Origin of the sequence: Xanthomonas translucens pv. undulosa, assembly GCF_017301775.1 — a bacterium.
In the GTDB taxonomy this organism is placed as follows: Bacteria; Pseudomonadota; Gammaproteobacteria; order Xanthomonadales; family Xanthomonadaceae; genus Xanthomonas_A; species Xanthomonas_A translucens.
On sequence record NZ_CP063995.1, the window covers coordinates 13,311 to 34,508 of the forward strand.

At 64.2% G+C, this 21,198-nt stretch carries 27 protein-coding genes; 2 read left to right on the plus strand and 25 right to left on the minus strand.

All coding sequences use genetic code 11. From position 1 onward, the window contains the following. Positions 1 to 15: 15 nt before the first annotated feature. The 13 genes from ISN38_RS19870 to ISN38_RS19930 form a co-directional block, all read right to left on the minus strand. Positions 16 to 333, minus strand: a complete 318-nt coding sequence (locus ISN38_RS19870) for a hypothetical protein (protein WP_206712294.1) — start codon at positions 331 to 333, stop codon at positions 16 to 18. Further along, positions 330 to 695: a hypothetical protein gene (locus ISN38_RS19875; protein ID WP_206712295.1), complete on the minus strand. Its 366-nt coding sequence runs from the start codon at positions 693 to 695 to the stop codon at positions 330 to 332. Before ISN38_RS19875 ends, ISN38_RS19870 begins: the two co-directional genes overlap by 4 nt. Before the next feature lie 807 nt (positions 696 to 1,502). After that, on the minus strand, positions 1,503 to 1,715 hold the full coding sequence (locus ISN38_RS19880) for a hypothetical protein (RefSeq protein ID WP_206712296.1): 213 nt from the start codon (positions 1,713 to 1,715) through the stop codon (positions 1,503 to 1,505). An 8-nt stretch (positions 1,716 to 1,723) separates the two neighbouring features. After that, the gene (locus ISN38_RS19885) at positions 1,724 to 2,596 is read right to left on the minus strand and encodes a Fic/DOC family protein (protein WP_241754011.1); all 873 of its coding nucleotides are present in this window, start codon (positions 2,594 to 2,596) and stop codon (positions 1,724 to 1,726) included. Between the two features lie 205 nt (positions 2,597 to 2,801). After that, positions 2,802 to 3,002: an antitoxin VbhA family protein gene (locus ISN38_RS19890; protein WP_206712298.1), complete on the minus strand. Its 201-nt coding sequence runs from the start codon at positions 3,000 to 3,002 to the stop codon at positions 2,802 to 2,804. Then, a complete protein-coding gene (locus ISN38_RS19895) occupies positions 2,995 to 3,306 on the minus strand; it encodes a TrfB-related DNA-binding protein (protein WP_206712299.1) in 312 nt (103 codons plus the stop codon). The genes ISN38_RS19890 and ISN38_RS19895 overlap by 8 nt, the downstream gene beginning before the upstream one ends. A 128-nt stretch (positions 3,307 to 3,434) precedes the next feature. After that, on the minus strand, positions 3,435 to 3,797 hold the full coding sequence (locus ISN38_RS19900; RefSeq protein WP_206712300.1) for a single-stranded DNA-binding protein: 363 nt from the start codon (positions 3,795 to 3,797) through the stop codon (positions 3,435 to 3,437). Positions 3,798 to 3,943: 146 nt separating this feature from the next. Then, a complete protein-coding gene (locus ISN38_RS19905; RefSeq protein ID WP_206712301.1) occupies positions 3,944 to 4,165 on the minus strand; it encodes a DUF2688 domain-containing protein in 222 nt (73 codons plus the stop codon). Positions 4,166 to 4,245: 80 nt separating this feature from the next. Further along, positions 4,246 to 5,070 carry a DUF932 domain-containing protein gene (locus tag ISN38_RS19910; protein WP_206712302.1) on the minus strand — a complete coding sequence of 275 codons (825 nt, stop codon included), beginning with the start codon at positions 5,068 to 5,070 and terminating at the stop codon, positions 4,246 to 4,248. 1,373 nt (positions 5,071 to 6,443) lie between these two features. Beyond that, positions 6,444 to 6,971 (minus strand): helix-turn-helix domain-containing protein, encoded by a 528-nt coding sequence (locus ISN38_RS19915; protein WP_206712303.1) that lies wholly within the window; start codon positions 6,969 to 6,971, stop codon positions 6,444 to 6,446. Between the two features lie 3 nt (positions 6,972 to 6,974). Continuing rightward, a complete protein-coding gene (locus ISN38_RS19920; protein ID WP_206712304.1) occupies positions 6,975 to 7,169 on the minus strand; it encodes a hypothetical protein in 195 nt (64 codons plus the stop codon). A gap of 225 nt (positions 7,170 to 7,394) precedes the next feature. After that, the gene (locus ISN38_RS19925) at positions 7,395 to 8,219 is read right to left on the minus strand and encodes an N-6 DNA methylase (RefSeq protein WP_206712260.1); all 825 of its coding nucleotides are present in this window, start codon (positions 8,217 to 8,219) and stop codon (positions 7,395 to 7,397) included. Between the two features lie 98 nt (positions 8,220 to 8,317). Further along, complete coding sequence (locus ISN38_RS19930) at positions 8,318 to 10,381, minus strand: ParB/RepB/Spo0J family partition protein (protein ID WP_206712261.1); 2,064 nt, start codon at positions 10,379 to 10,381, stop codon at positions 8,318 to 8,320. Between the two features lie 1,216 nt (positions 10,382 to 11,597). On the opposite strand from ISN38_RS19930, the gene ISN38_RS19935 reads away from it, so the two are divergent. Further along, a complete protein-coding gene (locus ISN38_RS19935) occupies positions 11,598 to 12,323 on the plus strand; it encodes a hypothetical protein (protein WP_206712262.1) in 726 nt (241 codons plus the stop codon). Here the strand turns inward: ISN38_RS19935 and ISN38_RS19940 are convergent. The 8 genes from ISN38_RS19940 to ISN38_RS19975 all read right to left on the minus strand — a co-directional run bounded on the left by ISN38_RS19940 (position 12,215) and on the right by ISN38_RS19975 (position 17,478). Then, positions 12,215 to 12,814: a restriction endonuclease gene (locus ISN38_RS19940; RefSeq protein WP_206712305.1), complete on the minus strand. Its 600-nt coding sequence runs from the start codon at positions 12,812 to 12,814 to the stop codon at positions 12,215 to 12,217. The genes ISN38_RS19935 and ISN38_RS19940 overlap by 109 nt on opposite strands. A 24-nt stretch (positions 12,815 to 12,838) precedes the next feature. Then, positions 12,839 to 13,480, minus strand: coding sequence for a DNA-binding protein (locus ISN38_RS19945; protein ID WP_206712263.1), 642 nt, complete (start codon positions 13,478 to 13,480; stop codon positions 12,839 to 12,841). A 249-nt stretch (positions 13,481 to 13,729) separates the two neighbouring features. After that, on the minus strand, positions 13,730 to 14,047 hold the full coding sequence (locus ISN38_RS19950; RefSeq protein ID WP_206712264.1) for a hypothetical protein: 318 nt from the start codon (positions 14,045 to 14,047) through the stop codon (positions 13,730 to 13,732). Positions 14,048 to 14,291: 244 nt separating this feature from the next. After that, a complete protein-coding gene (locus tag ISN38_RS19955; protein ID WP_206712265.1) occupies positions 14,292 to 15,785 on the minus strand; it encodes a replication protein in 1,494 nt (497 codons plus the stop codon). Positions 15,786 to 15,962: 177 nt separating this feature from the next. After that, positions 15,963 to 16,286: a ParC family partition-associated protein gene (parC, locus tag ISN38_RS19960; protein WP_206712266.1), complete on the minus strand. Its 324-nt coding sequence runs from the start codon at positions 16,284 to 16,286 to the stop codon at positions 15,963 to 15,965. 65 nt (positions 16,287 to 16,351) lie between these two features. Then, the gene (locus ISN38_RS19965; RefSeq protein ID WP_206712267.1) at positions 16,352 to 16,681 is read right to left on the minus strand and encodes a zinc-binding metallopeptidase family protein; all 330 of its coding nucleotides are present in this window, start codon (positions 16,679 to 16,681) and stop codon (positions 16,352 to 16,354) included. Between the two features lie 29 nt (positions 16,682 to 16,710). Further along, a complete protein-coding gene (locus tag ISN38_RS19970; RefSeq protein WP_206712268.1) occupies positions 16,711 to 17,013 on the minus strand; it encodes a type II toxin-antitoxin system RelE/ParE family toxin in 303 nt (100 codons plus the stop codon). Positions 17,014 to 17,016: 3 nt separating this feature from the next. Continuing rightward, positions 17,017 to 17,478 (minus strand): antitoxin PaaA2 family protein, encoded by a 462-nt coding sequence (locus ISN38_RS19975; protein WP_458296513.1) that lies wholly within the window; start codon positions 17,476 to 17,478, stop codon positions 17,017 to 17,019. A 491-nt stretch (positions 17,479 to 17,969) separates the two neighbouring features. Between ISN38_RS19975 and ISN38_RS19980 the strand changes: the two genes are divergently transcribed. After that, a complete protein-coding gene (locus ISN38_RS19980) occupies positions 17,970 to 18,764 on the plus strand; it encodes a hypothetical protein (RefSeq protein ID WP_206712269.1) in 795 nt (264 codons plus the stop codon). A 216-nt stretch (positions 18,765 to 18,980) separates the two neighbouring features. On the opposite strand, the gene ISN38_RS19985 is transcribed toward ISN38_RS19980, so the two are convergent. The 4 genes from ISN38_RS19985 to ISN38_RS20000 form a co-directional block, all read right to left on the minus strand. After that, complete coding sequence (locus ISN38_RS19985; protein ID WP_206712270.1) at positions 18,981 to 19,382, minus strand: hypothetical protein; 402 nt, start codon at positions 19,380 to 19,382, stop codon at positions 18,981 to 18,983. 103 nt (positions 19,383 to 19,485) lie between these two features. Continuing rightward, positions 19,486 to 20,136, minus strand: a complete 651-nt coding sequence (locus ISN38_RS19990; RefSeq protein ID WP_206712307.1) for a recombinase family protein — start codon at positions 20,134 to 20,136, stop codon at positions 19,486 to 19,488. A gap of 411 nt (positions 20,137 to 20,547) precedes the next feature. Next, positions 20,548 to 20,856, minus strand: a complete 309-nt coding sequence (locus ISN38_RS19995; RefSeq protein WP_206712271.1) for a TrbM/KikA/MpfK family conjugal transfer protein — start codon at positions 20,854 to 20,856, stop codon at positions 20,548 to 20,550. 13 nt (positions 20,857 to 20,869) lie between these two features. Next, positions 20,870 to 21,178, minus strand: coding sequence for a hypothetical protein (locus ISN38_RS20000; protein WP_206712272.1), 309 nt, complete (start codon positions 21,176 to 21,178; stop codon positions 20,870 to 20,872). Positions 21,179 to 21,198 lie beyond the last annotated feature (20 nt).

Here is a 21,198-nt window from a genome sequence, read left to right on the forward strand (position 1 = left end):
GCCTCTGTGCCAGGTCTACCTGACCAGGCCGAACCGCTCGGCCGCGCTCGGCTCTGCCGGCATCGAGGCCTCCCGGGCCATCGCGGCCGCCATCTCGTCGCTCACGCCCTCGATCGCATACCCCTCGGCAGCTGCCCCCTCGTACAGGCTCGCCAGCGTCGGAAACTCTTCCAGCCAGCAGCCGATCCACAGTGCATGCTCTGCGTCCTCATTCGGCTTGGGAAAGCCCTGGACGAAGTAGGTGCGCAGCATGCGGTCATAGCCGATTGTCCCGGCTGGATCCAACCGGTGTTCGTTGTCCAAGCTGCGGACGGTGATGGTATGGCGGCTCATGGTTTCACCTCGCAGGGCTGCCCCTTGGCCAAGGCCATCAGGTCGGCCGGGGTCGTCCATTCTGCTCTCCACGGCCCTGATACGGCAGTCGCCGGATCTTCTTCCTCATCGGAGCAGTCTACGGAGTCGAGTTCTTGCCATGGAAAGTCGAAGTCATCTTCCAAGCCGATATCGGAATTTCCATCTGCGTAGCCACAGTGGGCGCAGCGTTCTGACCAATAGCTGTTGATGCACCCACCATCCGCCGACTCCCAATCGTGCCGCTTCGCGTCGCCGCCGCACTCCGGGCATTTGATCGAATAAGCCTGATCGTCAAGCTCCATACCGCCCGGTTCGATGCATCCGCCGTAAACCCTTGTCATTGTGTTTCTCCTGCGAGTTGGTGGACCGGCTGGGGAGTGGTTGCCGCCACGGCCCCGGCTGGATCGGAAAGAATTAGGACTAACATTGCCTTCCGATGGGACAATAATAGGACAAAACAGCCTGCCTTGTCAACACCTGTCAATAGATTATTTCGTAGACAAAAACGCCCGCCCAAGACAGATTCAGCGCGCCGCCGCACTGGGGTGTAGGGGCATCGCCCCTACGGATACGCTCCACGCCTCACTCGCACCGGGGACGCCTCGGCCCCCGACCTGATCGGCCTGCCCTCGATCTGCCGGCATCACCACGACCATCCCCCACGCTGACCGCTTTTCCTCTGCGCCTTGAGCGCGCCGCAGGCCGGGCCTACCGCGCCCGACCGGCTCCGCCAAGCCCCGACGATCGCGCGGAAGGGCCGGCAAGCACCATGGGGGCGCGCAGGGGCGCCGAAGGGCGACCCGGAGGGGGGACGCCACCAGGCGGCCCCCACACAGCTGTCGCCGGCCGTCCACGCTTCGTCCACGGCCGACGCCGCAGGCGTCGCCCCGGCCCGTCGGGGATGGTTCCATCCATCCCCAGGGGCGGGGGAAGCGGTGGGCGAAGGGTGGGCGGCCCTGCCGATTGCAGGTCGTCCCCGTCTTGTCCACGGGGCGCGGCCAACGGCCCGCTGGCCGGGCGGTTCCGTCCGCCCGGCCAGCAGCGCACGGTGGGCAAGAGGGGGGCGAGCTGCCCCCGCCGCTGGTCGGCGCCGCCGGCGCCGGCGAGCCGCGGTCAGGCACGCTGGCCAGCCCCCGGCTGGCCGCCGATCAAGCCCCCTGCCCTATCGTCGGCACATGGTCGGGCAAGAGGTTGACCAAGAGCTGGAAGGACGTGGCTAGCATCAGCTGCATGTCCACGTCGCAGGCCAGCGCCTCGAACCTGGCCAGCGCCTGCAGGGCGTCATTGGCATCGTTGGCCGATCGGATCGCGCCCGCAGCTTCAACTATCGCGTCGACGTAGTTGGCCAGCGATACGTCCATGCCCTGCCCTACCGGCCGAAGTCTCGGCCGAAGTCGCCGGCCTTGTCCGGAGTGGCCTTCTCTTTGCCCGGGCCGTCATGGCCTTTGGCGGGCATGACCAACGCAACATCGCCTTGCGGATAGCGGATCTCGACGGCCTGGCCGCGCTGGGCCTCAAGGTCGCCGACGACGCGGTAGCGGTTGTGCAAGACCAGCTCGCCGGGCAGGTCCGCGCGCTCTTGCACCACATAGCGTTCGGTCGCACCGAGCACGCGGCCGGTATAGGTCTGTCCAAGCTCGGCATAGGCGACGCTGGCGCCGGCGCCGGCGAGCGAGCGGCCCAGCTCCACGGCCCGGGCGTGATCGCGATCGGTGAGATTGTCGCGGATCAGTTGGGCAAGCCGGTCGGGTGTGCTGTGATAGGCCTCGATCGAGGCGCGGGTCATGTCGTCACGGCTGACACGATCCCAGGCGATGGAATAGCCGGCATCGCTGGCCAGCTGCCCGACAAAGGCGCGCTGCGCGCGCCCGTTGCCCTCGCGGAACGGGTGCAGGGCGTTGATTTCGCCAAGGTAGTGCCCTGCCCGCTTGGCGAAATCGTCGGCATCCAAGCCGCGAAGGTTCTGCTCCCGGTTCAACTGGCGGAACAGCTGCGCGCCCGCGCCCTCGATGTGCTCGGGCATGGCGAAGCGGGTTTCGCCCTTCTCGATGATGATGGACCGGATTTCTCCGGCCCAGGGATACACATCTCGGAACAAACTGCGATGCACGCTACGCAGGTGATCGAGATCGTAGCGGCCGACAGCCGGACCCTTTTCCAGCTCGTATGCGCGGACGGATGCGAACGCGGCTTCGATGCGGTCCAGTTCGTGCTGCGCGCGCGCGCCCACCAGGTTGCGCATGATCCCAGTAGCTGGATCGATATAGGGGTCTGGGACACTGTCGTATTTGGCCATCACTAACCAAACAACGAGGGCGCGAGTTTAAAAACAACGAAGTCTCCGATGCTGTAGGCACAGGCTGCAAAGAACAGCAATCCGATAACGAGGCGGACGAATTTGAAGGCCTTTTCCCGATTGAAACGCTGAGTGATAGACATAAGTCCTCCTAGCTGCTCTTCTGTTCGTCGCTGACGACCAGGCGCCGGCGAATGCTGGCGATCACGTCTGCCGGCTCCATTTCGCCCAGCGCCACGCGCTCGAGTTCGGCTTGAGTTTGGGCATCGACCTCGAGGCCCTCGAGCCGCTGGGATGCGATTGCGTTGGCCACGGCGCGGCGGCGATCTTCGATTTCGTGTGCGTCAAGCATGGGCTTTCTCCTGTGCGTTGCTGCGAGCTTCGGCCGCAAGTGTGCGAACCTTCGTGGCCAGTTCCGGCGGCATCCATTCGTCGACGCGTTCCCAATCGGGCGGAAACTCATTGGCAGCGGCCACGACCCGCTGCACCATCTTGCTGACGCGCTGCCGGGTGAGGCCTGTTTCCTCGGCGATCTCCGCCTGGGATTTGCCATCGACCAGGACGCGGCGGGCAATTTTTACTGTGTCGCCACTAAGCCGTCCTAACCGTGGCTGGATAGCTTCGAATTCTGCGGCGGTCATGGGCGCTTTGAGCATTGTGGCGATATTCCTAGAGATTGCGGCGGGGCATGGTGCCCCGCCTGTTGGTTATTGAGGTGATCGGCGCGGCAGCAAGCGACCAAGATTGCGGCGAACGTCCAAGCCGATCATCCGAAGGCCTCGCATCACTCTTCCTCGCCGTTGTCATTGGCGGAACGTTCGACGCCACGCAGGCGCAGGCCTTGGAAGTCATCGGCGATGATTTCAGTGGTGTGGTACACCTCGCCGTCGCGCTCCCACTGGCGATAATCGAGGTGACCAGCGGCGAAAACCGTATCGCCGACCTGCACATGTCGAGCGGCATAACGGGCGTTCTGGTCGAACAGCACGACGCGATGCCAAGCGGTGCGCTGCTCGCGCTGCTCACCCTTGCCGCGATAGCTGTTGGTCGCGAGGAAGACGGTGCATACGTCGGTGCCATTGGGGTTGCGCAACTCGATGGGCTTACCGACATTGCCGATCAAACGAACTTCGTTGAGATTTGCCATGGTGGTACTCCTGCTTTGGTGAGCGCGCCGGCGAGGTTGCCGCCTCGTGGATCCGGCCCGACTAGAATCACATTTTTGTCAATACTTGTCAATACTTTTTAGTAAACTATTGACAGAATTGGGCGGGGGAACGCGTGTGGCGGTCTTCATTCCTCCTGCAGGCGACGAATGTAAGCGGCTAGGGTCAACGCCTCGATTTGTGCCTGCGCGATCTCGGCATGTTCTTCGGGGGTCAGGCACACCGTGCAGATGCTGCCGAGCCGTTGTTTCAGCTCATCCAAGCCAAGCAGGCTTTGGCGCAAGGTTCGCAACGGTGTCCCGCAGCGCCGGCACTGCGTGTCGATCACATCAGGAATTATTTCGCTCATAGGCGATACCTCGAGAAGTTCATCCAGTCACGCGCCGAACACGGGGCAGGGAGGTCCCGGCTTGCGCCGGGACCTGTTGGTTAGGCTGCCAGGCGGCGCATTTCGTCGGCCAACACCCACAGCGCCCGATTGAGCTTGATGCTCTGGTCGATCCCATTGACGGGGCGGGTGGTGGTGGGCCGACCCTTCGCATTGCGACCACGCAAGCCGCCGCGCACCATGTTTTCCTGCACACGGTTGAACGTGGTCCACAGATCCGACTTGCGATCCTCCCAGCGCTTCGGGGTCAGCAGCTGCTGTTCGGTGACCGGGGCAGGGGCCGCATCTTCGTCGTAGCGTAGGGCAAGGGCTGCGCGCGCGAAGGCTGTCTGCTGGCCCTCGCTAAGCGTCAAGCTTTGCATGCCCTCGCGCTGCTCGTCGGCGGCGGCGAAGCTGTCGACTACCTTGTAGGCGCCCTCGATGACCTGGCCGACGACGTCGCCTTTGTGGGGCACACGGATATCACTGACCGTATCACCGACCACCATGCCGTTCTGGCAGACGAACCGGAAGACGCCGGCGAGCATCTGGTAGGACGAACTGCCGTCATGGCTGTTGAGCAAGATGATTTCGTTGGCCTCGCCCGCCTGGATCTGGTTGGCGTGACGCATGCGGATCATGTGCTTGGTGTGCTCCCGCTTGTCGGGATTGCGAGTGCGCGTCTGCACGACCATAAACGGTGAAAACCCTTCTTTGCGCAGACCATCGAGGACATCGATGGTCGGGATGTAGGTGTAACGCTGCGAGCGGCTTTCATGCGGCTCGTTGGCGAAGATCGACGGAGCGAACCGGACGATCTCGTCGTTGGTCAGCGGTTGGGCGGAGCGGATACCTTGGGAACGACGGCCAAAACGACTAGCAAGCATGCTGTTTCTCCTGCGAGTTGGTGGACCGGCTGGGGAGTGGTTGCCGCCACGGCCCCGGCTGGATCGGAATGAAATAGGACTAACATCTCCTTCCGATGGGACAATAATAGGACAAAACAGCCCGCCTTGTCAACACCTGTCAATAGATTATTTCGTAGACAAAAACGCCCGCCCAAGACAGATTCAGCGCGCCGCCGCACTGGGGTGTAGGGGCATCGCCCCTACGGATACGCTCCACGCCTCACCCGCACCGGGGACGCCTCGGCCCCCGACCTGATCGGCCTGCCCTCGATCTGCCGGCATCACCACGACCATCCCCCACGGTGACCGCTTTTCCTCTGTGCGGCTGAGCGCCGCGCCGCCCGGGCCTGCTAGGTGGTGAGGGAGGGTTGCGGGCTTTTCGCGCCGGCGCAGCCGGTGCGCCTGGAGTGCGGCGGCCGCCTGGCGGCCGTCTGCTTCCTCGGGTCCTGGAGCGCAGGAAGATCCTCGGCGGGGGTCTGCTTGGCGGAGCCGGTCGGGCGCGGTAGGCCCGGCCTGCGGCGCGGCGTCGGGGGGAGCAAGGGGACCGTGGAATAAATGGGGGGACCCGCTTGCGGGGGGCACCGTTTATGCCGCGAAAGCCCCTTGCTCCCCCCGGCGACGTGGAGCACGGTTCAAGGGCTGGACGCGCCCGACCGGCTCTGCCAAGCCCCGACGATCGCGCGGAAGGGCCGGCAAGCCCCATGGGGGCGCGCAGGGGCGCCGAAGGGCGACCCGGAGGGGGGACGCCACCAGGCGGCCCCCACACAGCTGCGCCGGCCGTCCACGCTTCGTCCACGGCCGACGCCGCAGGCGTCGCCCCGGCCCGTCGGGGATGGTTCCATCCATCCCCAGGGGCGGGGGAAGCGGTGGGCGAAGGGTGGGCGGCCCTGCCGATTGCAGGTCGTCCCCGTCTTGTCCACGGGGCGCGGCCAACGGCCCGCTGGCCGGGCGGTTCCGTCCGCCCGGCCAGCAGCGCACGGTGGGCAAGAGGGGGGCGAGCTGCCCCCGCCGCTGGTCGGCGCCGCCGGCGCCGGCGAGCCGCGGTCAGGCACGCTGGCCAGCCCCCGGCTGGCCGCCGATCACGGCAAGCGCAGCGCGCAGGCCGCCTCGCGGCCGGAGGCGTGAGAGGCCGAAGGCCGTGGATGGAAGCCCGAAGGGGCGAGACCCGCACAGCGGGGCTCGATGCGAAGCACGACAGCCCGACCCGGAGCAAAGCGCAGGGGCACGCCCAACTCATGGATACACGTGGAACCCCAATGTGACACCAATCACACCGGCAAATGCGAGGCAAAAAAAGCCCGCTTGGGTCTGCCAAGCGGTGTGAATCTGCACAGGCGATGCAACTGGTACAGCTAAGTGGTCGAATCAAGCTCTTGCAACATCGCCAGCCCTTCATTGCTCCGCTGTCGCAACAACGCGGCAATGTCGGCCCACACACCGGCCACTGGCTTCCGCGCGCCGGACACCCACGCCCGCACGGTACGGTCAGCTACACCAAGGTCGCGAGCAAGTTCGGACTGCCACCGATCGCCGTAGAGCAGTTTTCCTGCGCGAATCAACTGATCCGGACCCCACTTGCCCGCGCGATCGAGTGCGGCCAGGTAGTGATACCAGCCGAGCCAGAAATGGCCTTGATCGGCAACAGGCACGGGGCCAGCTGTGATGTCGGCCGGTAGGCTAGCCACCAGCTTGTCGTAATCGACGTGCTTGTCGTAGGTGCGGCGCTGAGCACGCGCCGGGGGAGACTTGGAGAGCATACCTAGCCCAATCGCTGGGCGCGTCAGCAGCGCGTTAAGCATGGCGGGAGGGATCTCGCCTTTCGGGTAAACGGCTCGGGCGAGTTGCCCGAGCGTGTACATGATCTTGTCCGTGCTGGTCATGGTTTAGACCTCCTCCCCAAAACCATGGTCACCGTGCCAAGTGATGGCCGAGTGCGGCCATCCGACAAGCTGCTCATGGTCACCCGTCTTGGGCAGGTAGTAGTGCTCGATCACCTGGGCGCGGCTGTCCCAGTGTTGCTCACCCTTGTAAGTGATGGCGCCAGTTTCGTTGCGGATGTAGATCGCGATCTTGCTCATTGTCGGCTCCTTAGCCAGAGAGGGCGGACCCGTTGTCCATCCCATGTGCGCATTGTACCTAATTTTAGGACGGCCATCAATTGCCGTTTGTCGGGTAATCGCTGTCATATCTGGTCACGTCGAGTAACCGGCTGGCGGTTGCATTTTCTTTGGCGAGTTGCGCTGACTTTGCCAATTCACAAGCGGGCTGCAGGAAGTGTGCTTCAGGATCCCGTGACGGGAATGCTAGAACAGCGTGAGCTGCCCGATTGAGTGAGTTGGCCCCCGCTCGCGGCGGCTGTTCGATGGTGCGGCGGGCGGCGCGGCAACGCCGCCGCCTTCCTCGCAGGTGGAAACACCAATAGCCGGCGAGGCGGCAACCTCGCGGCGATCCCGCGCGGCGAGCCGCGCATTCCAGCCACCCATGATGTGGGCGGGCGTGTACCAGTGCTCGCGCTCCTCCAAGGTCAGGGAATTGCCGACGATGACGACAGCGGGGAGATGCAGCAGGGAGAACTGCACGTATGCCATGTGGGCGGCGCGTGTGTCCACGTCCACGGCGGTGACGTGCAGATGCCGTTGGTAGTTGATGCCGGCATGCTGCAGGGCTTCGGCCAGCGCGATGATGAGCGCACCAGCGCCGCAGGCCGGCTCGCAGGCAGTGATGAAGCCTTCGCGCTCGATGATCGCGCGGGCGTCGTCGCCGTCGCCGATCTGCATGTGGGCCATCATCCGGCACAACTCATACGGCGTGAAAAATTGCCCGCGCGCGGTGTTGTGCAATTCCAGCGCCCCGAACACAGCGCCGAGCACGTCGCTGGGTCCGGCTTCCAAGGCCATCGTCACTTCGGCCAGCACCTTCGGAAACGTGTCGATCACCTCGCGGTCGTAGCGCCGGACGATTTCGAGGTAACGGGCTTCGCGTGCCTCGCGCTGGGCATGGTCTACCGCGTTGCTGAGAGCGATAGCCATGCAGGCCATGCAGTCGGAAAACAGCGGGTAGAGATCATGGCGATAGCGGCACGCCTTTAGCAGCTTGCTAATGGTCTGGACGTGGGGATCAACGCGCATCGGTGTCGTCTCCCACGAGGATAGGATTCGTTTGGTTCATGGCGGTCATCCGTCGAAGGACAGGGCGGGTGGCCGGGCGAACCCGGCCACCCGCGCAATCAGGCGGCGAGGCCGGCTGCGCTCTCAGCCTTGGCCTTGCGGCTCTTCGGCTTCGCCACTGTCTTCGTGGCCTTGGCTTTGGCCTTCGGTGCTGCGGTCTTCGATGCCGCCGACTTTTTGGGCGCTGGCGCGGCCTTCAGCTTGGGCGTGCGGATGCCCTTGGGCACCCAACCCGAACCTGCGAGGCGCGTTTCGGCCTCGGCGGCCAACTTGCCTTTCTTCTGTGCGAGCAGCGCGGCCCGGTCGGTGTAGCCCTTGACCTGCTTGGCCTCGTCCAACGCGGCGACGATCAGCCCCTTGGAAACCTTGCCGAGATAGTTATCGGCGGTTGCCTCGAAGTGATCGGCCATGTCGAACTGCAAGGTTTCCAGCAGCTTTGCGGTCAGGGTCGTGTGGTTGCTATCGACACTGACCGACAGGGCCACGCCATAGGCGATCAGGCCGTCAAGCTGCGCCGGTTCCATCGCGGCCAACGCATCCCACAGCTTGCCGTCCGTGGTGGGCAGGCCCTTGATAGCTTCTTTGCACGCCGCCGCGAATGCGCCGGCCTTGGCCTTGCCCGCTTCGTCCGCGATAGGGTGATGGGTCCGGGTGCCGTAGCCGCTGGAAATGGCAAGGTCGGTCGGCACGGTGCGCGGGGTGTAGCCGTGGGAGTCCTGACGGCGGATTTCCTTCACCACCCAGCACGCCAGCAGGAGCTTGGCCGCGTCCGGCCGCTGCGACACGACCATCTGCACCGCGAGATTGCGGTGCCCCAGAAGTGAACGGCGCAGGGCGTCGGACACAGCATCGCTCTTGCGGCCGGCCGGTTCGCTCTCGCGCCCGCCTTGAACGGCCGACCCTTCGCCCATCGCGGCGGCGATGGCCTTGCGGTCGGCGGTCTTCACCATGCCGCGCTCGATGCGCAGCCGCCCCGCATCGCGGATAACCAGCGCCCCCGACAGGTGCCGCACAACGTCCGGAACAACCATATGCTTTGCCTCGATCTCGCTGATCTGATCGGGGATTTCATCTTGCAGGTCGTACAGCTGGCCTAAGCGCTCGTTTTCCTCGTCGTTGTTTTCATCGGAGTTTTCCAAGGCCTCGACCTCGGCATTGACCTTGGCAAGTTCGACTCGCAACTCGTCCAGCTTGGCGCGGTCCTCGGCGGACACCTCGCCCAGCACCTCCGGCGCTTGCCCGAGCCGCTGGAAGTTGGTGTAGTCGAAGGACGGCCACACCTCGACCCAGCCCCAGCCCTCGGCGCGTAGCGTCTCGGCTTCGGCTTCCAGCTTGTCGGCGACCAGCTTTTCCAGCAGCGCCACGTCGGTGATGAAACCGCCATTTTCATCGTCAGTGAACAGGTCGCGGCGCACGACGCCGCCGGCAGCCTCGAAGGCGGACACGCCGCCAATGAAGGCGACGCGGTTGTCGGCGGACGCATCGACCTCCTGAGCAAGCACAGCGCTGCGCAGCGCGGCCGGGCTGTTGTTCCACGCGGAACCAAGCCGCTCCCACACGGACAGCTGCAGGGCGTGGTCGTCGGTGGCGCACAGGGCAATCATCTGCTCGGTGGTCAGAAGACCTTGGCGGAACTGTTCGATCAGCTCCGGCGCGGCGGCTGCGAGTTTCAGCCGGCGCTCCACGACCAGCGGCGTGACGCCAAAGGCATCCGCGATACGGTCGATGCTCCAACCCTCGCCAGTGAGGCCAGCGAAGGCGTCGTATTCGTCGGCGGGACTCATCGCCACGCGCGCGAAGTTCTCCGTGAGACTTGCGGCGGTGGTGTCGTTTTCGTCCACGACGATGACACGCACCGGCCAATCGGGATCGAGCTTGCCAGTGGTGACCAGCAGATGGATGGCGTCGTAGCGGCGTCCACCAGCAGCCACACCGAATGCACCATCGGCGACCGGGTGAACGATGAGGTTTTGCAACAGGCCCTGCGTGAGGATCGAAGCGGCCAGCGCTTCGATGCCGGCCTTGTATTCGGGGGTATCGCGACCGGTGCGGCGCACGTTCTTGGGCGAACGGGTCAGCTGATTGAACGGGACATGGGTTTCCATGAAATGGGTATTGGACATGCTGTTTCTCCTGCGAGTTGGTGGACCGGCTGGGGAGTGGTTGCCGCCACGGCCCCGGCTGGATCGGAATGAAATAGGACTAACATCTCCTTCCGATGGGACAATAATAGGACAAAACAGCCCGCCTTGTCAACACCTGTCAATAGATTATTTCGTAGACAAAAACGCCCGCCCAAGACAGATTCAGCGCGCCGCCGCACTGGGGTGTAGGGGCATCGCCCCTACGGATACGCTCCACGCCTCACCCGCACCGGGGACGCCTCGGCCCCCGACCTGATCGGCCTGCCCTCGATCTGCCGGCATCACCACGACCATCCCCCACGGTGACCGCTTTTCCTCTGTGCGGCTGAGCGCCGCGCCGCCCGGGCCTGCTAGGTGGTGAGGGAGGGTTGCGGGCTTTTCGCGCCGGCGCAGCCGGTGCGCCTGGAGTGCGGCGGCCGCCTGGCGGCCGTCTGCTTCCTCGGGTCCTGGAGCGCAGGAAGATCCTCGGCGGGGGTCTGCTTGGCGGAGCCGGTCGGGCGCGGTAGGCCCGGCCTGCGGCGCGGCGTCGGGGGGAGCAAGGGGACCGTGGAATAAATGGGGGGACCCGCTTGCGGGGGGCACCGTTTATGCCGCGAAAGCCCCTTGCTCCCCCCGGCGACGTGGAGCACGGTTCAAGGGCTGGACGCGCCCGACCGGCTCTGCCAAGCCCCGACGATCGCGCGGAAGGGCCGGCAAGCCCCATGGGGGCGCGCAGGGGCGCCGAAGGGCGACCCGGAGGGGGGACGCCACCAGGCGGCCCCCACACAGCTGCGCCGGCCGTCCACGCTTCGTCCACGGCCGACGCCGCAGGCGTCGCCCCGGCCCGTCGGGGATGGTTCCATCCATCCCCAGGGGCGGGGGAAGCGGTGGGCGAAGGGTGGGCGGCCCTGCCGATTGCAGGTCGTCCCCGTCTTGTCCACGGGGCGCGGCCAACGGCCCGCTGGCCGGGCGGTTCCGTCCGCCCGGCCAGCAGCGCACGGTGGGCAAGAGGGGGGCGAGCTGCCCCCGCCGCTGGTCGGCGCCGCCGGCGCCGGCGAGCCGCGGTCAGGCACGCTGGCCAGCCCCCGGCTGGCCGCCGATCACGGCAAGCGCAGCGCGCAGGCCGCCTCGCGGCCGGAGGCGTGAGAGGCCGAAGGCCGTGGATGGAAGCCCGAAGGGGCGAGACCCGCGCAGCGGGGCTCGATGCGGAGCACGCGTGCCAGCGGTCTACCTGGTCGATGGGGCAGGGCGCATTGCCTGGATCGGCGACCCGGCTGGCATTGCCGACGTGCTGCCCGACCTGGTTGCGGGTTCTTGGGACGTTGCGGCCGCGCGCGAACGCTGGCGCGCAACCGCGAGCGATGCAGCCATCGCGCAGCTGCGCTTATCGCGCGACGTGATGGACATGCTGGCCGCCGGCCAGATCGAGACCGCGCGCGACCTGGTCGCCGCCGGCGAACGGGATCTGCCGGCGCTGGCCAGCGATGCCGAGTTCGCCATCCTGAAGTTTCAGGCGCTGGCCGCCGCACCCACGCAGATCGATCAGGCGATCGCGCATTACCGCCTGGCCAACCTGGCGATCAAGCAGCTGGTGGGTGAGCCGGAGATCCTTCGACACGTCGTCCAGGCGCTGGCCAGCGTCAGCGATGGCCCCGCGGCGAGTGTTGGCGAGGAACAGAGCCGCATTCTGTGCAGATTGTTGGAAGCGGAGGCCGCCGCCAGGCTGGATCGGCCGGACACCGCTGCGATCGCGTTGGAGCACGCGGTAGTGCTTCCATCAAACCACGCGGGAATAGGGCGGATTGCGGCGCTGCCGCTCTTTGTCAAGTTCCTTCAGGCGGGCCTTCGCGGAGGCCTCGCTGTCTGCGACTTCGACCAGCTGGCCATGCCGGCGAGAGCCTTTGCCGCCCCACCCGAGTTGAGAAGGTCCAGCAGCCGTTGACCGCTGATGATGGTGAGGTTCGGATTGGCAGCGGCCAGCTCACGGGTACCGGCGCCGGTGCGGCCGGTGTGGATGAAAATCCCGCGGCAGCCACGGGTTTCCAGCAGCTGGGCGAAGGCAATGATGTGTGCGCGGTTGACGTGCTTGCGGTAGCGCTTGGCCTGCAGGAGATAGCGCGTGCCATTGAGGTAGACCGCCCCGTCGACGCCACCGTCGCCGGTGTAGTGCGTATTGCGTTCGACGCGGTAGCCGCGCCGCTCGAAGGCCTCCAGCAGCAATTCTTCGAAGGTGAGGGGATCGATCTTGCGCAGGTACGCCAGACGCTGAGGCATCAGCGGGATGGTGTTGATCTTGGCCAGGACGCGCCGCGCCTGGTCCTGGCGGCGGCGATGACGCCGCTCCCGGGCCTTGGGGCGCAAGGCGCTGGCAATGACCAGCGCCGCGAGGATCGCCAGCGACACGACAAGGGCGGAAATTTCCGGCCAGGGCATGGAAGGCACGACGGCGGCCTCCGGTCACTTCCGTGAGCCGGAAACCCGGCTACCGATCGCTGCGGTCAGCTGGGCGAGCTGCGTCTGCAACGCCTCGACCTGACCTTCCAAACGGGCAGCCTTATCCAGCGCGCCGCGCTCGCTTTTGCGCGCCTCGATCGCTTCGCTGTCCTTGGCTGCGGCTTTCTCGGATGCCCGGTGGATCTCTTGGGCAGTGCGGGTTTTGAAGGCCTGGTGCTCGCCTGCGATCTGATCGCGTTCAACCTTTGCGGCCTCGCCCTCGGCAACGGCCTGGCGCAGCTGCTCGACTTCCTCATTTAGCTGGTCGGCAAGCTCGATCGCCTCGCGCGCCTGCTCCTGCAGGGCGGTGAATTCTGCGGCCAGTTTCTCGCGCTCGCCGGCCAGGGCGCGTTCGGCGGCAGTTCGGGCAACGGTCCAGATTTCTCCGGCGAGGACGCCGACGGCCTCGGCGACCGGGGGCGGCAGAGGTTCGACAACCGGCAGGGCCTTCTCCAGCTTGCGCTTCCGCCATTCGACCATGGCGTCCTGGATTGTGGTGAAACTGCCGCCGCCAAGCTTCTTGCGCACTGCATTGAGAGTCGGCTTGACCCCGTCGCTATCCAGTTGGTCTGCAACGGTCCAAATCTGATCCTTGGTGATGGCCATCGGGTTACCCTGCTGTAGTAGTAGCATGTAGGATACTACAATATACAACATACAACAACCTTGATCCGACTTGGCAGCGGGGGAGGTTGGCGCTATACTTTGGTCAGCAATCCGACCACTCCTGCAAGTCTGGTGGACATGCCGATGAGCCCGAGACGTTGCCGCGTCTCGGGCTTTGCTTTTTCTGGATGGGGCTGGGCAACCTCGGCGCACTGCGAACGCGATTGCAGCTGGCAGGCGGGTTCGGCGTCAGCGCGGATTGACCTTGGCGAGCTGCAGGCGTTTCACCGCCGACACGAAATCCAGCCGCAGCAGATGCACCGCCAGGTCAATGGCACCGCCCCCACCCTGGTCCGCCCTGGTGTCAAACCACTTCGGGCCGGTGGCCAGCAGCTCGATCACGCCGACGCCGATTGACACATTGACACGCACCGTCGCCTTGTCTTTCAGCGGCTGGAAATCCGGGTCGCGTTTCCAGTACAGGCCCAAGAGGTCTAGCGCCTCGGTTACAGGCATGTCGCGCAACTGGGCCAGCAGCTCGGGTGGAAACGAACGGCTCACCCTCATTGAACGCTCCCGGCCTGGCAGGCAGATAACGGACACCGTGGCTGACGGCGCGGCAAGCGTTGGATCCCTTCCCCCAAACCCCCAACCCTCTCCGGCCGCTGCGCGGCCTGCGCGCCATGTGGACAACGCTGCGCGTTGACACACAAGGCTTGCGGGCTACTCGTGATATTGAAATCACGGGGGCTACTCCGGCCTACGGCCGAGGCGGCCGGGAGCGCAGGAAACAGACCGAACGACCCAAGAATCATGGGCGCAAATCCCGGCCGCGAGGCTCCGCCATTAGTAATACGGACGGACCCTGAACACCAAGCTGGCCGCTATCAGCGGCATCCACGATGGCAGCGCCCAGGATGGTGCGGTCGCTTGTAATACGGACGGACTTTGAACGCTCCCCGGGGGCTTTCAGATAACCCGAAACCGCGCCGACAGATACGCCCATGCGTTGTGCGATCGCGCGCACTGACAAGCCTTCTGCCTTGAGGGCTCTGGCCTGCAGCCGCTTGGCCTCGGCCGCATCGAGGTAGGTCTCCCGGTCTACTGCGCCAGCGGCACGCCGCTTGGCCTCATGGCGCTTCCGATCGCGCTCCCTGGCCATGTCTGTACCAATGATGGTGCGCAGCTGCGCCTGCTCGTCGGACGTGATCTGGAAGAGGTTGATGAGGGTGTCATTTTTCGGGGTGTAGAGCGGGGCGAACTCTTTGTCGCCCAATGTGACCTTTTCCCCGGCTTCGTAGGCTTTGGCCTTGCTGTAGAGCGTCATCAGCTCTTTGCTCCGGTAGTTCCACCCGGCATCCAGCTCGCCGGCGAGCGCAGCGGCCTCGTGATACATCTGGCCGCTGTGTGTTGCCCCGGATAGCAGCAGGAAATTGAGACGCCAGAACAGGTGCTGCATCCGCTCACCTTCGCGCACGCCACCGCGCAGCGTGGCTAGCGTTCGAAGATCCTCAAGGCGGTCCCAAGCGAGCTGCCGTCCGGAGAAGCCGCGCAGATTGTCCGACTTGCCACCTGGCAGCAGCTTGAGCTGCTGGCGTTCGCGTCGATCGGCACGGTCCTGGCGTTGCTGCTCGATGGTCCATCTGGCTTTCGGCAGCAGTGCTTCCGCCAGGTACTCGAAGTTGTAACGGATCGGCTGGCCGTCCTGGCCAGCTTCGACGTGCACCACGCGGCAGATGTTGCCGCTTTTGGTGTTTACGGTGTCGACCAGGCGCAGCACGCGCGAAGCATCCTTGGCCTGGGGATCGGCCCCAAGTGGGGCCAGTCGATCGATGAGATAGCGCTGGCAGGCGTTCCAGCGCGGGAGGGCCTGGCGCGGAATGGTGCCATCCATCAGCCATTTCGCCTGCAGGCCTCGGCCGCTGTAAACCAGGAGCGACGGGGTAGGGAGGCCTTCGTCTGCGCAATGAAACAGTACGGCCGCGGCCAGTTGCTCGGGCGTGCGTCCCGCTGCCCAAGGCTGGCGGTATGTGTCGATATCGGCGAACAGGAGGCCGATGCGCAGCAGATTGACCACGCGCCGGTTCGGCCGCATGAACTCTGCCTGCGTCATCCAGGTGTCGCGGCTCTTGTCGATCATGCCGAGCACGGCCGGCATATCGGTCAGCTTGTGGGACGACTGCCGCTTGTCGCCGTGCTGGTCGACCAGCAGCGAGAAGAAGCCGGTGCGGCCAGCGTCGTGATAGGTCCGCGCCTCGTCGTCACGGCTGAATAGCGCGAGCTGCGCCTGTGTTTTCGTGCCCATACTTCTCCGATCGGTGCACGAAATTTCGCGCACACGCCCTTGCGTTCCGGAGAGGGGAGCCTTACAATACGAGGTACCAAACGCTCGTATCGGTTGGGGCCATCCCTCCGAACTGATTTAACAAAAGCCCCGCGCCAACGGGGCTTTTGCTTATTTAGCGTCCCGATCTAACGCCAATCAGATCGAGGCGGCAGCTGCCATAAAACCTTCACCATTGTGTCCTCTGTGCTTCATCCACTTGGGTTGAGTGCGCGGAATCCAGCCCACGGTATGGGCAACGAACTCTGAGACGCCGCGCTCCAGCAGCAGCGCTGCCGCGCCGTCGAAGCTCTGGAAGTACCTGACGCCTCGGCCCCGAGCCAAGCCGACCACGCGCTTGTCCTGGCCAAGATCCACGATCACGACCAGGCCCTCCCCATCCTCGGACGCACGAATTTCCGCGCCGCGCACAAGGTGGGCGTCGGCGGCTTCCTGCAGGGCTTTGGGCTCGATAGCGATCACGGGCGAATCTCTACACATTGCTGAATCTGAACCAGATCATGCCTTATGCGACGGGAGCGCGCAAGTTATTCAATTTCTCGCGCGGTGACGGACGATGCCTGGGACCTCATTCGGTTGCGCACGCATGAAATGATGGTGTAGCTCCACTTGGAGCCGTAGTCGCTCGACCCGCGCGCATAGCGTTCGGCCAACTCGACCTCATCCATTGTGGGCGCGGGCAGGCCAGCGCGCTCGAAGGCGAGCATTGCAGCGCGGTAGACGGCATCGCGTTCGGCCTTGATCCACTCGGCCACGTCACGCCCCTTGCGCTTGGCTGCCTCATCTTGGAAAGCGTCGTAAATGCTCATCGCAGGTTCGGAACTTGGACGGTACGGATCGTAGGTTTTTTTGGCCATGGCGATTCCAGGCACGTTTGTGTTGACCCTCACGGTATCTGCTGCGCTGCATGCTTCACGCGCAGGATCTCGATGACGCCTGTGCTGGCCAATATCCGATAGAGAACGTTGTAGTTCCGGTGCACCACCAGTTCGCGCACGCCGGCAGGCAGACCAGGGCGACCAGGTCGCCCCATCTTCGGGTGCCGCTCGAGCACAAGAGTCTTGTCGTAGATCTCGGCCGCGAAGTCATAGGCGCGCGCCGGGTTGTCCTCGGCGATGTAGTCGATCACCGCGTCAAGATCATCGAGCGCGAATTGCGTCCATTCGGTCGCAAGAGCCTGCTTGTTCATGCGTCAGGCGCGCTTCTTGCGCGACGCCAGAGTGGGCTGGCCAAGCGCAGCCATCTTGCGATCCAGACGCGCGAGCACATCCGCTTGGGGTACACGCGGCCGGGCATCGTCGATCGCCGCTTGCGTCTCCGTAGCCAGCCAAGCCGTATATGCCGCTGCCTGGTGGGCCTGGCGCATATGCTCGGCGCGGCCGCGGTTGCCGGCGGTTTCTTCCTTCTCCTCTGGATTCCACTCGCTGGCGTCGAAGGACCCGACCGTGATGCCGACGTCGCGCAGCACATTGATCGCCGACGCCGGGTTGCCAAAGCGGCGTGGCTCGGCGCCGCGAGCCTTGGCCAAGACGGCATCGCCGTTGCGTGTCGTGATCTGGACGAGGAAAGCGCCCCCTTGGCCTTTCAAGGTGACGCCGGCGACGCCACCCGCGCTATTGGCGACGCGCAGCTGCTCGATGGTCATGCTCTGCATGGTAGCTCCTTGATTGGATAGGAACAGAATCAAGGAGCATATTGTACGTTTTCAAGGAAATGTACAAGCGTGATTGTTAATCGACCTCGGAGCCTGGCTCGATACCGAAGAACCGTTCAGCGGCAGTACGACCCGGTCCGGCTTCGGCCGCTCCTCGCTGTGAGGCGAGCCACTGTCGCGTGGGGATCGGCCGGCCTGGGGGCATAGGCGGCGGCCCGCCAGCACTTCCAAGCGTCTGTAGGTCGGGTGCTGCCGGCCTGCAGCAGCCACCGCCGGCGTTGAGCCGGACTCAATTCGCTCCACCAGGTCATGCTGGCGCGCTCGTCCTCGGGGGTCATGATTCCTGCTGCGCCAGGTGAGCGGCCCACACCCGCTTGACATGCGTGGTGCTGCAGCCGGGCCAACACCGATATCATCAACCCCGGACTCTAATCCCTGCTGCTACTCATGACGGGGGGACGTCGCGTCGAGCATAACTGATGGAGTAGGGCATGTTTCGCATCGTGGACATTGAACAGATCGTTTCCAGGGCAAAAGCATCCGGACAAGCTCGTGTGGAAGTAGAAGCGCCTATGCTCAAAAATTATGGAGCCCACGCTGTCGTTCGTCAGGCAACCTGGATGTCGGGGGTCCACAAAGACAAATTCTATGCGTGGCTGCACGTCACGAGTGAGGGTGAGCCGTTCTATGCCGGATGGGGGCGGGGTGATCAGGCGTGGGTAAAGAATGGCGGAAATGCGTGGGAGTGGTTCGTTCGCGAACGGTTGGGCGGTGAGTATGAAGTGGTGGTTTTGGTCGTGAGCCAGGTCAATGAACACGTTGTAAGCATCTTTGAGCAAATGCTTGAGATTTACAGCACCATGCTTCTCAATCAGAGCAACTTCCATCGCGGGATGGACTGCGCCGCGCTCCAAGAAGAGCACGATAAGAAAGCAGCCATACTGCCGTTCTATCAGAAGGTCCGTCAGAAGAAGCCTGCGCGCCAGATCTTTGAAGCTGCCCAACAGGCGCTGGGGATGCAGTACGACCTTGATCCTTGGAGAACTGAGACAGGACGTTTTGGTGAGGTGTTGAAGGCCATGGGCGCATACCAACCCATCAACACATCGTTCATCACGTTCATCGTTGAGTGGCACATTGGGCAAGACGATCTATCAGCGGCGAAAGCAGCCTTAGAAGAGTTCAAGTCCCGCGCTCCTTACCAAGCAAGCCATGATCGCGTTCTCCGTCTCGATAAGCTGGTGGAACAAGAGCGCTTCTTCCGTCGTCCGCAGTGGCTGGATTGAGGGCCGGCAGGACTTAGTCACTGATCAGGGGTGTAGGGGCAGAGCCCCTACGGATAACGCCTCACATGCGCCGACGTCGTCGTGGCCCAATTCAATCTGGCCCACTGGCGAGTTCCCGGCGAACTCTGAGCCATCCCCCTGCCGACCCTCGTCTGCAAGTAATCATCGTGCAGGACTCATGGTTCATCACGGTCGCGAGCCCGAGCGGGCTCGGCTCTACCACCTATTCCACCGGAAGGTTCCCGGCGCGACTTCAATTTGCGCGGCTTCGCGCAACTGTTCCAGCCACCGGCGGCGCTCATCGGACAAACCTCGCGTGAACGCCTCAAATCCATGTCGTTCCGACACCTCGATTGAGGGCCGCTTTTGATTCCCCCGGAACCTTGATATCCAGACCAACAAATCCTCTATGTGAGCGCGGAAGGGATCGCCAAGTCCATCATCGGCCGATGCCAGCGCCAGCGGCTCGGCCATCCACCCTTCTCGCCAGTAAAGGCCACCGGCGTTGCGGTAAAGCAGGCCCGATAAGCGAGTAGTCCAGCCGCCACCATCCACCTTGCCCCGGGGTTCAAAGGGTTCAACCTGAACCACCAGCAGCGCGGCCGGTTCCAGGCTCATCAATTCCGACAGATACCGAAAACGGCTGTGCTCCCACCTGGAGCACGACGGCTTGCGCGGCTTGGATTGGCGCTTGGTTAAATGCACAGGGAAAACCTGAGTTTCATTTCCCATGACCTTGCTCGCAATGGGCAGCCCATACCCGCTTCACGGTGGTCACACTCGTGCCGGCTAGGCGCGCAGTGTTTGCGATCGTCTCCCCACGACCACGCAACGCGACGATGCGAGCGTGTACAGCCGGATCGGCCGGGCGGCCCCGGTACTTGTCTCTGGCCTTCGCCAGCTCAATGCCCTGACGCTGACGCTCGCGGCGGTCCTCGTAGTCGTCGCGAGCGATCTGCAGGGCGATGCGCAGCAGCATATCCTGCATAGATTCGAGCACGACCTTTGCCACACCTTTCGCTTCGGCCACGACTTCGGAGAAGTCGACGACGCCGGGAACGGCGAGGCGCGCGCCCTTGGCGCGGATAGAAGCCGCCAGGCGCTCGGCTTCGACCAACGGCAAGCGGCTGATCCGATCGATCTTTTCCGCAATGACCACTTCGCCCGGCTGCAGATCCTCGATCATGCGCAGCAATTCAGGGCGATCGGCGCGCGCACCAGAAGCCTTCTCACGATAGACGCCGGCGACGTAGAAGCCGGCAGCCTTGGCCTCCTGGACGATCGCGGCCTGTCGCGTGAGGTCTTGTCCATCAGTGCTCACGCGCTGGTAAATCCGAGCAACCTTGAAGGGTTCTGCAGGAGCGCGCGCCATCAAATGCCACTCGCCAGATCGGCGCGGGCAGGAATCACGTCGGACATGGTGGCCTCCTGTGTGGCTTTTTTGGGTATACTCAAAAGTACCATGTTCGTACGGTGTGGTCCAATGATAATTTCCCGATCTAAATGGGCCATCTATTGTGGACCTGGTCTAACGGACCATCGGGCAGCAAAAAGCCCCGCCGAAGCGGGGCTGGTGGACGATCGGTGGCGGTGGCCATCTTCGTAGATAAGCGGCCCTCCGATGGCGCAGACCTTTCCGTCGACGACAGCGCCTTCGCTGTAGGGTTTGCCGTCGAGGTAGCAAATGGCCGTTGGATCCTGCGCGGGCTGCCTGGCGCAGCCGGCGAGCGTTGCGAAACAAGCGAGTACAGTTCCGCGGGATGTGTTCATAGGACGCGCTCCTCTAGCGGCGCATCGTGCCGAACGCGGAAATAATCGAGCTGACCTGCGACTGGTTGTTGTCCGCGCCCGGGCACTGATTCAAGAACTCCTTGCGCGCGTCGCTGGTGGCGCTCTTGCGGAAGTTCCCGTGCTTGAAGACGTTGACGCTGAAGAAGTCGCTGACGGCATTGTCGCAACCACCCGACGTAGATCCTGACGCTGCCATACCAGCCATACAAATCAGGGTTTGGCACGGATCCTTCGCCTGCGCCGTCGTCGCTATCGAACCACCGGCGAGCACAAGGACAGAGAACAACAAAGCGTGTTTCATGGCTTGCTCCTTTTCAGTGATGATGGAACCGACTTAGGGCGTCAGTCAGGCCCTGGATCGTGGCGTGGATGAGGATCAGAGCGAGCGTGATCGCCGCCAGGCCTAGGATGATTTTCGGCTCGCGCCACTGGCTAAACAAGGCGACCGCGGCGCTACCGATGAAAGCGATGATGGCCAGCTGCGCCGCCCATCGCACTGGGCGGCGCAACAAGGCAAGTATGGCCAGCCCTGCACCAGCTGCCAAACCGGACGTGGTACGGCCGACATGGCGTGCCAGCCTGGCGGCAACATGTGCGCCGGGCCGGCTTTCCGTCGCCGGCATCAAGGCAGGGAGAGGGGCCG

Excerpts from the sequence above, each read along its gene's own strand:
- ISN38_RS19925 (WP_206712260.1), bottom strand. The coding sequence starts at position 8,219 with ATGCGCGTTGATCCCCACGTCCAGACCATTAGCAAGCTGCTAAAGGCG.
- ISN38_RS19910 (WP_206712302.1), bottom strand. The coding sequence starts at position 5,070 with ATGCTTGCTAGTCGTTTTGGCCGTCGTTCCCAAGGTATCCGCTCCGCC.
- ISN38_RS19950 (WP_206712264.1), bottom strand. The coding sequence starts at position 14,047 with ATGAGGGTGAGCCGTTCGTTTCCACCCGAGCTGCTGGCCCAGTTGCGC.
- ISN38_RS19990 (WP_206712307.1), bottom strand. The coding sequence starts at position 20,136 with ATGGCGCGCGCTCCTGCAGAACCCTTCAAGGTTGCTCGGATTTACCAG.
- ISN38_RS19870 (WP_206712294.1), bottom strand. The coding sequence starts at position 333 with ATGAGCCGCCATACCATCACCGTCCGCAGCTTGGACAACGAACACCGG.
- ISN38_RS19955 (WP_206712265.1), bottom strand. The coding sequence starts at position 15,785 with ATGGGCACGAAAACACAGGCGCAGCTCGCGCTATTCAGCCGTGACGAC.
- ISN38_RS19945 (WP_206712263.1), bottom strand. The coding sequence starts at position 13,480 with ATGGCCATCACCAAGGATCAGATTTGGACCGTTGCAGACCAACTGGAT.
- ISN38_RS19905 (WP_206712301.1), bottom strand. The coding sequence starts at position 4,165 with ATGAGCGAAATAATTCCTGATGTGATCGACACGCAGTGCCGGCGCTGC.
- ISN38_RS19885 (WP_241754011.1), bottom strand. The coding sequence starts at position 2,596 with ATGCGCAACCTGGTGGGCGCGCGCGCGCAGCACGAACTGGACCGCATC.
- ISN38_RS19930 (WP_206712261.1), bottom strand. The coding sequence starts at position 10,381 with ATGTCCAATACCCATTTCATGGAAACCCATGTCCCGTTCAATCAGCTG.
- ISN38_RS19920 (WP_206712304.1), bottom strand. The coding sequence starts at position 7,169 with ATGAGCAAGATCGCGATCTACATCCGCAACGAAACTGGCGCCATCACT.
- ISN38_RS20000 (WP_206712272.1), bottom strand. The coding sequence starts at position 21,178 with ATGCCGGCGACGGAAAGCCGGCCCGGCGCACATGTTGCCGCCAGGCTG.
- ISN38_RS19965 (WP_206712267.1), bottom strand. The coding sequence starts at position 16,681 with ATGGCCAAAAAAACCTACGATCCGTACCGTCCAAGTTCCGAACCTGCG.
- ISN38_RS19895 (WP_206712299.1), bottom strand. The coding sequence starts at position 3,306 with ATGCTCAAAGCGCCCATGACCGCCGCAGAATTCGAAGCTATCCAGCCA.
- ISN38_RS19890 (WP_206712298.1), bottom strand. The coding sequence starts at position 3,002 with ATGCTTGACGCACACGAAATCGAAGATCGCCGCCGCGCCGTGGCCAAC.
- ISN38_RS19915 (WP_206712303.1), bottom strand. The coding sequence starts at position 6,971 with ATGACCAGCACGGACAAGATCATGTACACGCTCGGGCAACTCGCCCGA.
- ISN38_RS19995 (WP_206712271.1), bottom strand. The coding sequence starts at position 20,856 with ATGAAACACGCTTTGTTGTTCTCTGTCCTTGTGCTCGCCGGTGGTTCG.
- ISN38_RS19900 (WP_206712300.1), bottom strand. The coding sequence starts at position 3,797 with ATGGCAAATCTCAACGAAGTTCGTTTGATCGGCAATGTCGGTAAGCCC.
- ISN38_RS19975 (WP_458296513.1), bottom strand. The coding sequence starts at position 17,478 with ATGCAGAGCATGACCATCGAGCAGCTGCGCGTCGCCAATAGCGCGGGT.
- ISN38_RS19970 (WP_206712268.1), bottom strand. The coding sequence starts at position 17,013 with ATGAACAAGCAGGCTCTTGCGACCGAATGGACGCAATTCGCGCTCGAT.
- ISN38_RS19980 (WP_206712269.1), top strand. The coding sequence starts at position 17,970 with ATGTTTCGCATCGTGGACATTGAACAGATCGTTTCCAGGGCAAAAGCA.
- ISN38_RS19875 (WP_206712295.1), bottom strand. The coding sequence starts at position 695 with ATGACAAGGGTTTACGGCGGATGCATCGAACCGGGCGGTATGGAGCTT.
- ISN38_RS19985 (WP_206712270.1), bottom strand. The coding sequence starts at position 19,382 with ATGAGCCTGGAACCGGCCGCGCTGCTGGTGGTTCAGGTTGAACCCTTT.
- ISN38_RS19880 (WP_206712296.1), bottom strand. The coding sequence starts at position 1,715 with ATGGACGTATCGCTGGCCAACTACGTCGACGCGATAGTTGAAGCTGCG.
- ISN38_RS19940 (WP_206712305.1), bottom strand. The coding sequence starts at position 12,814 with ATGCCCTGGCCGGAAATTTCCGCCCTTGTCGTGTCGCTGGCGATCCTC.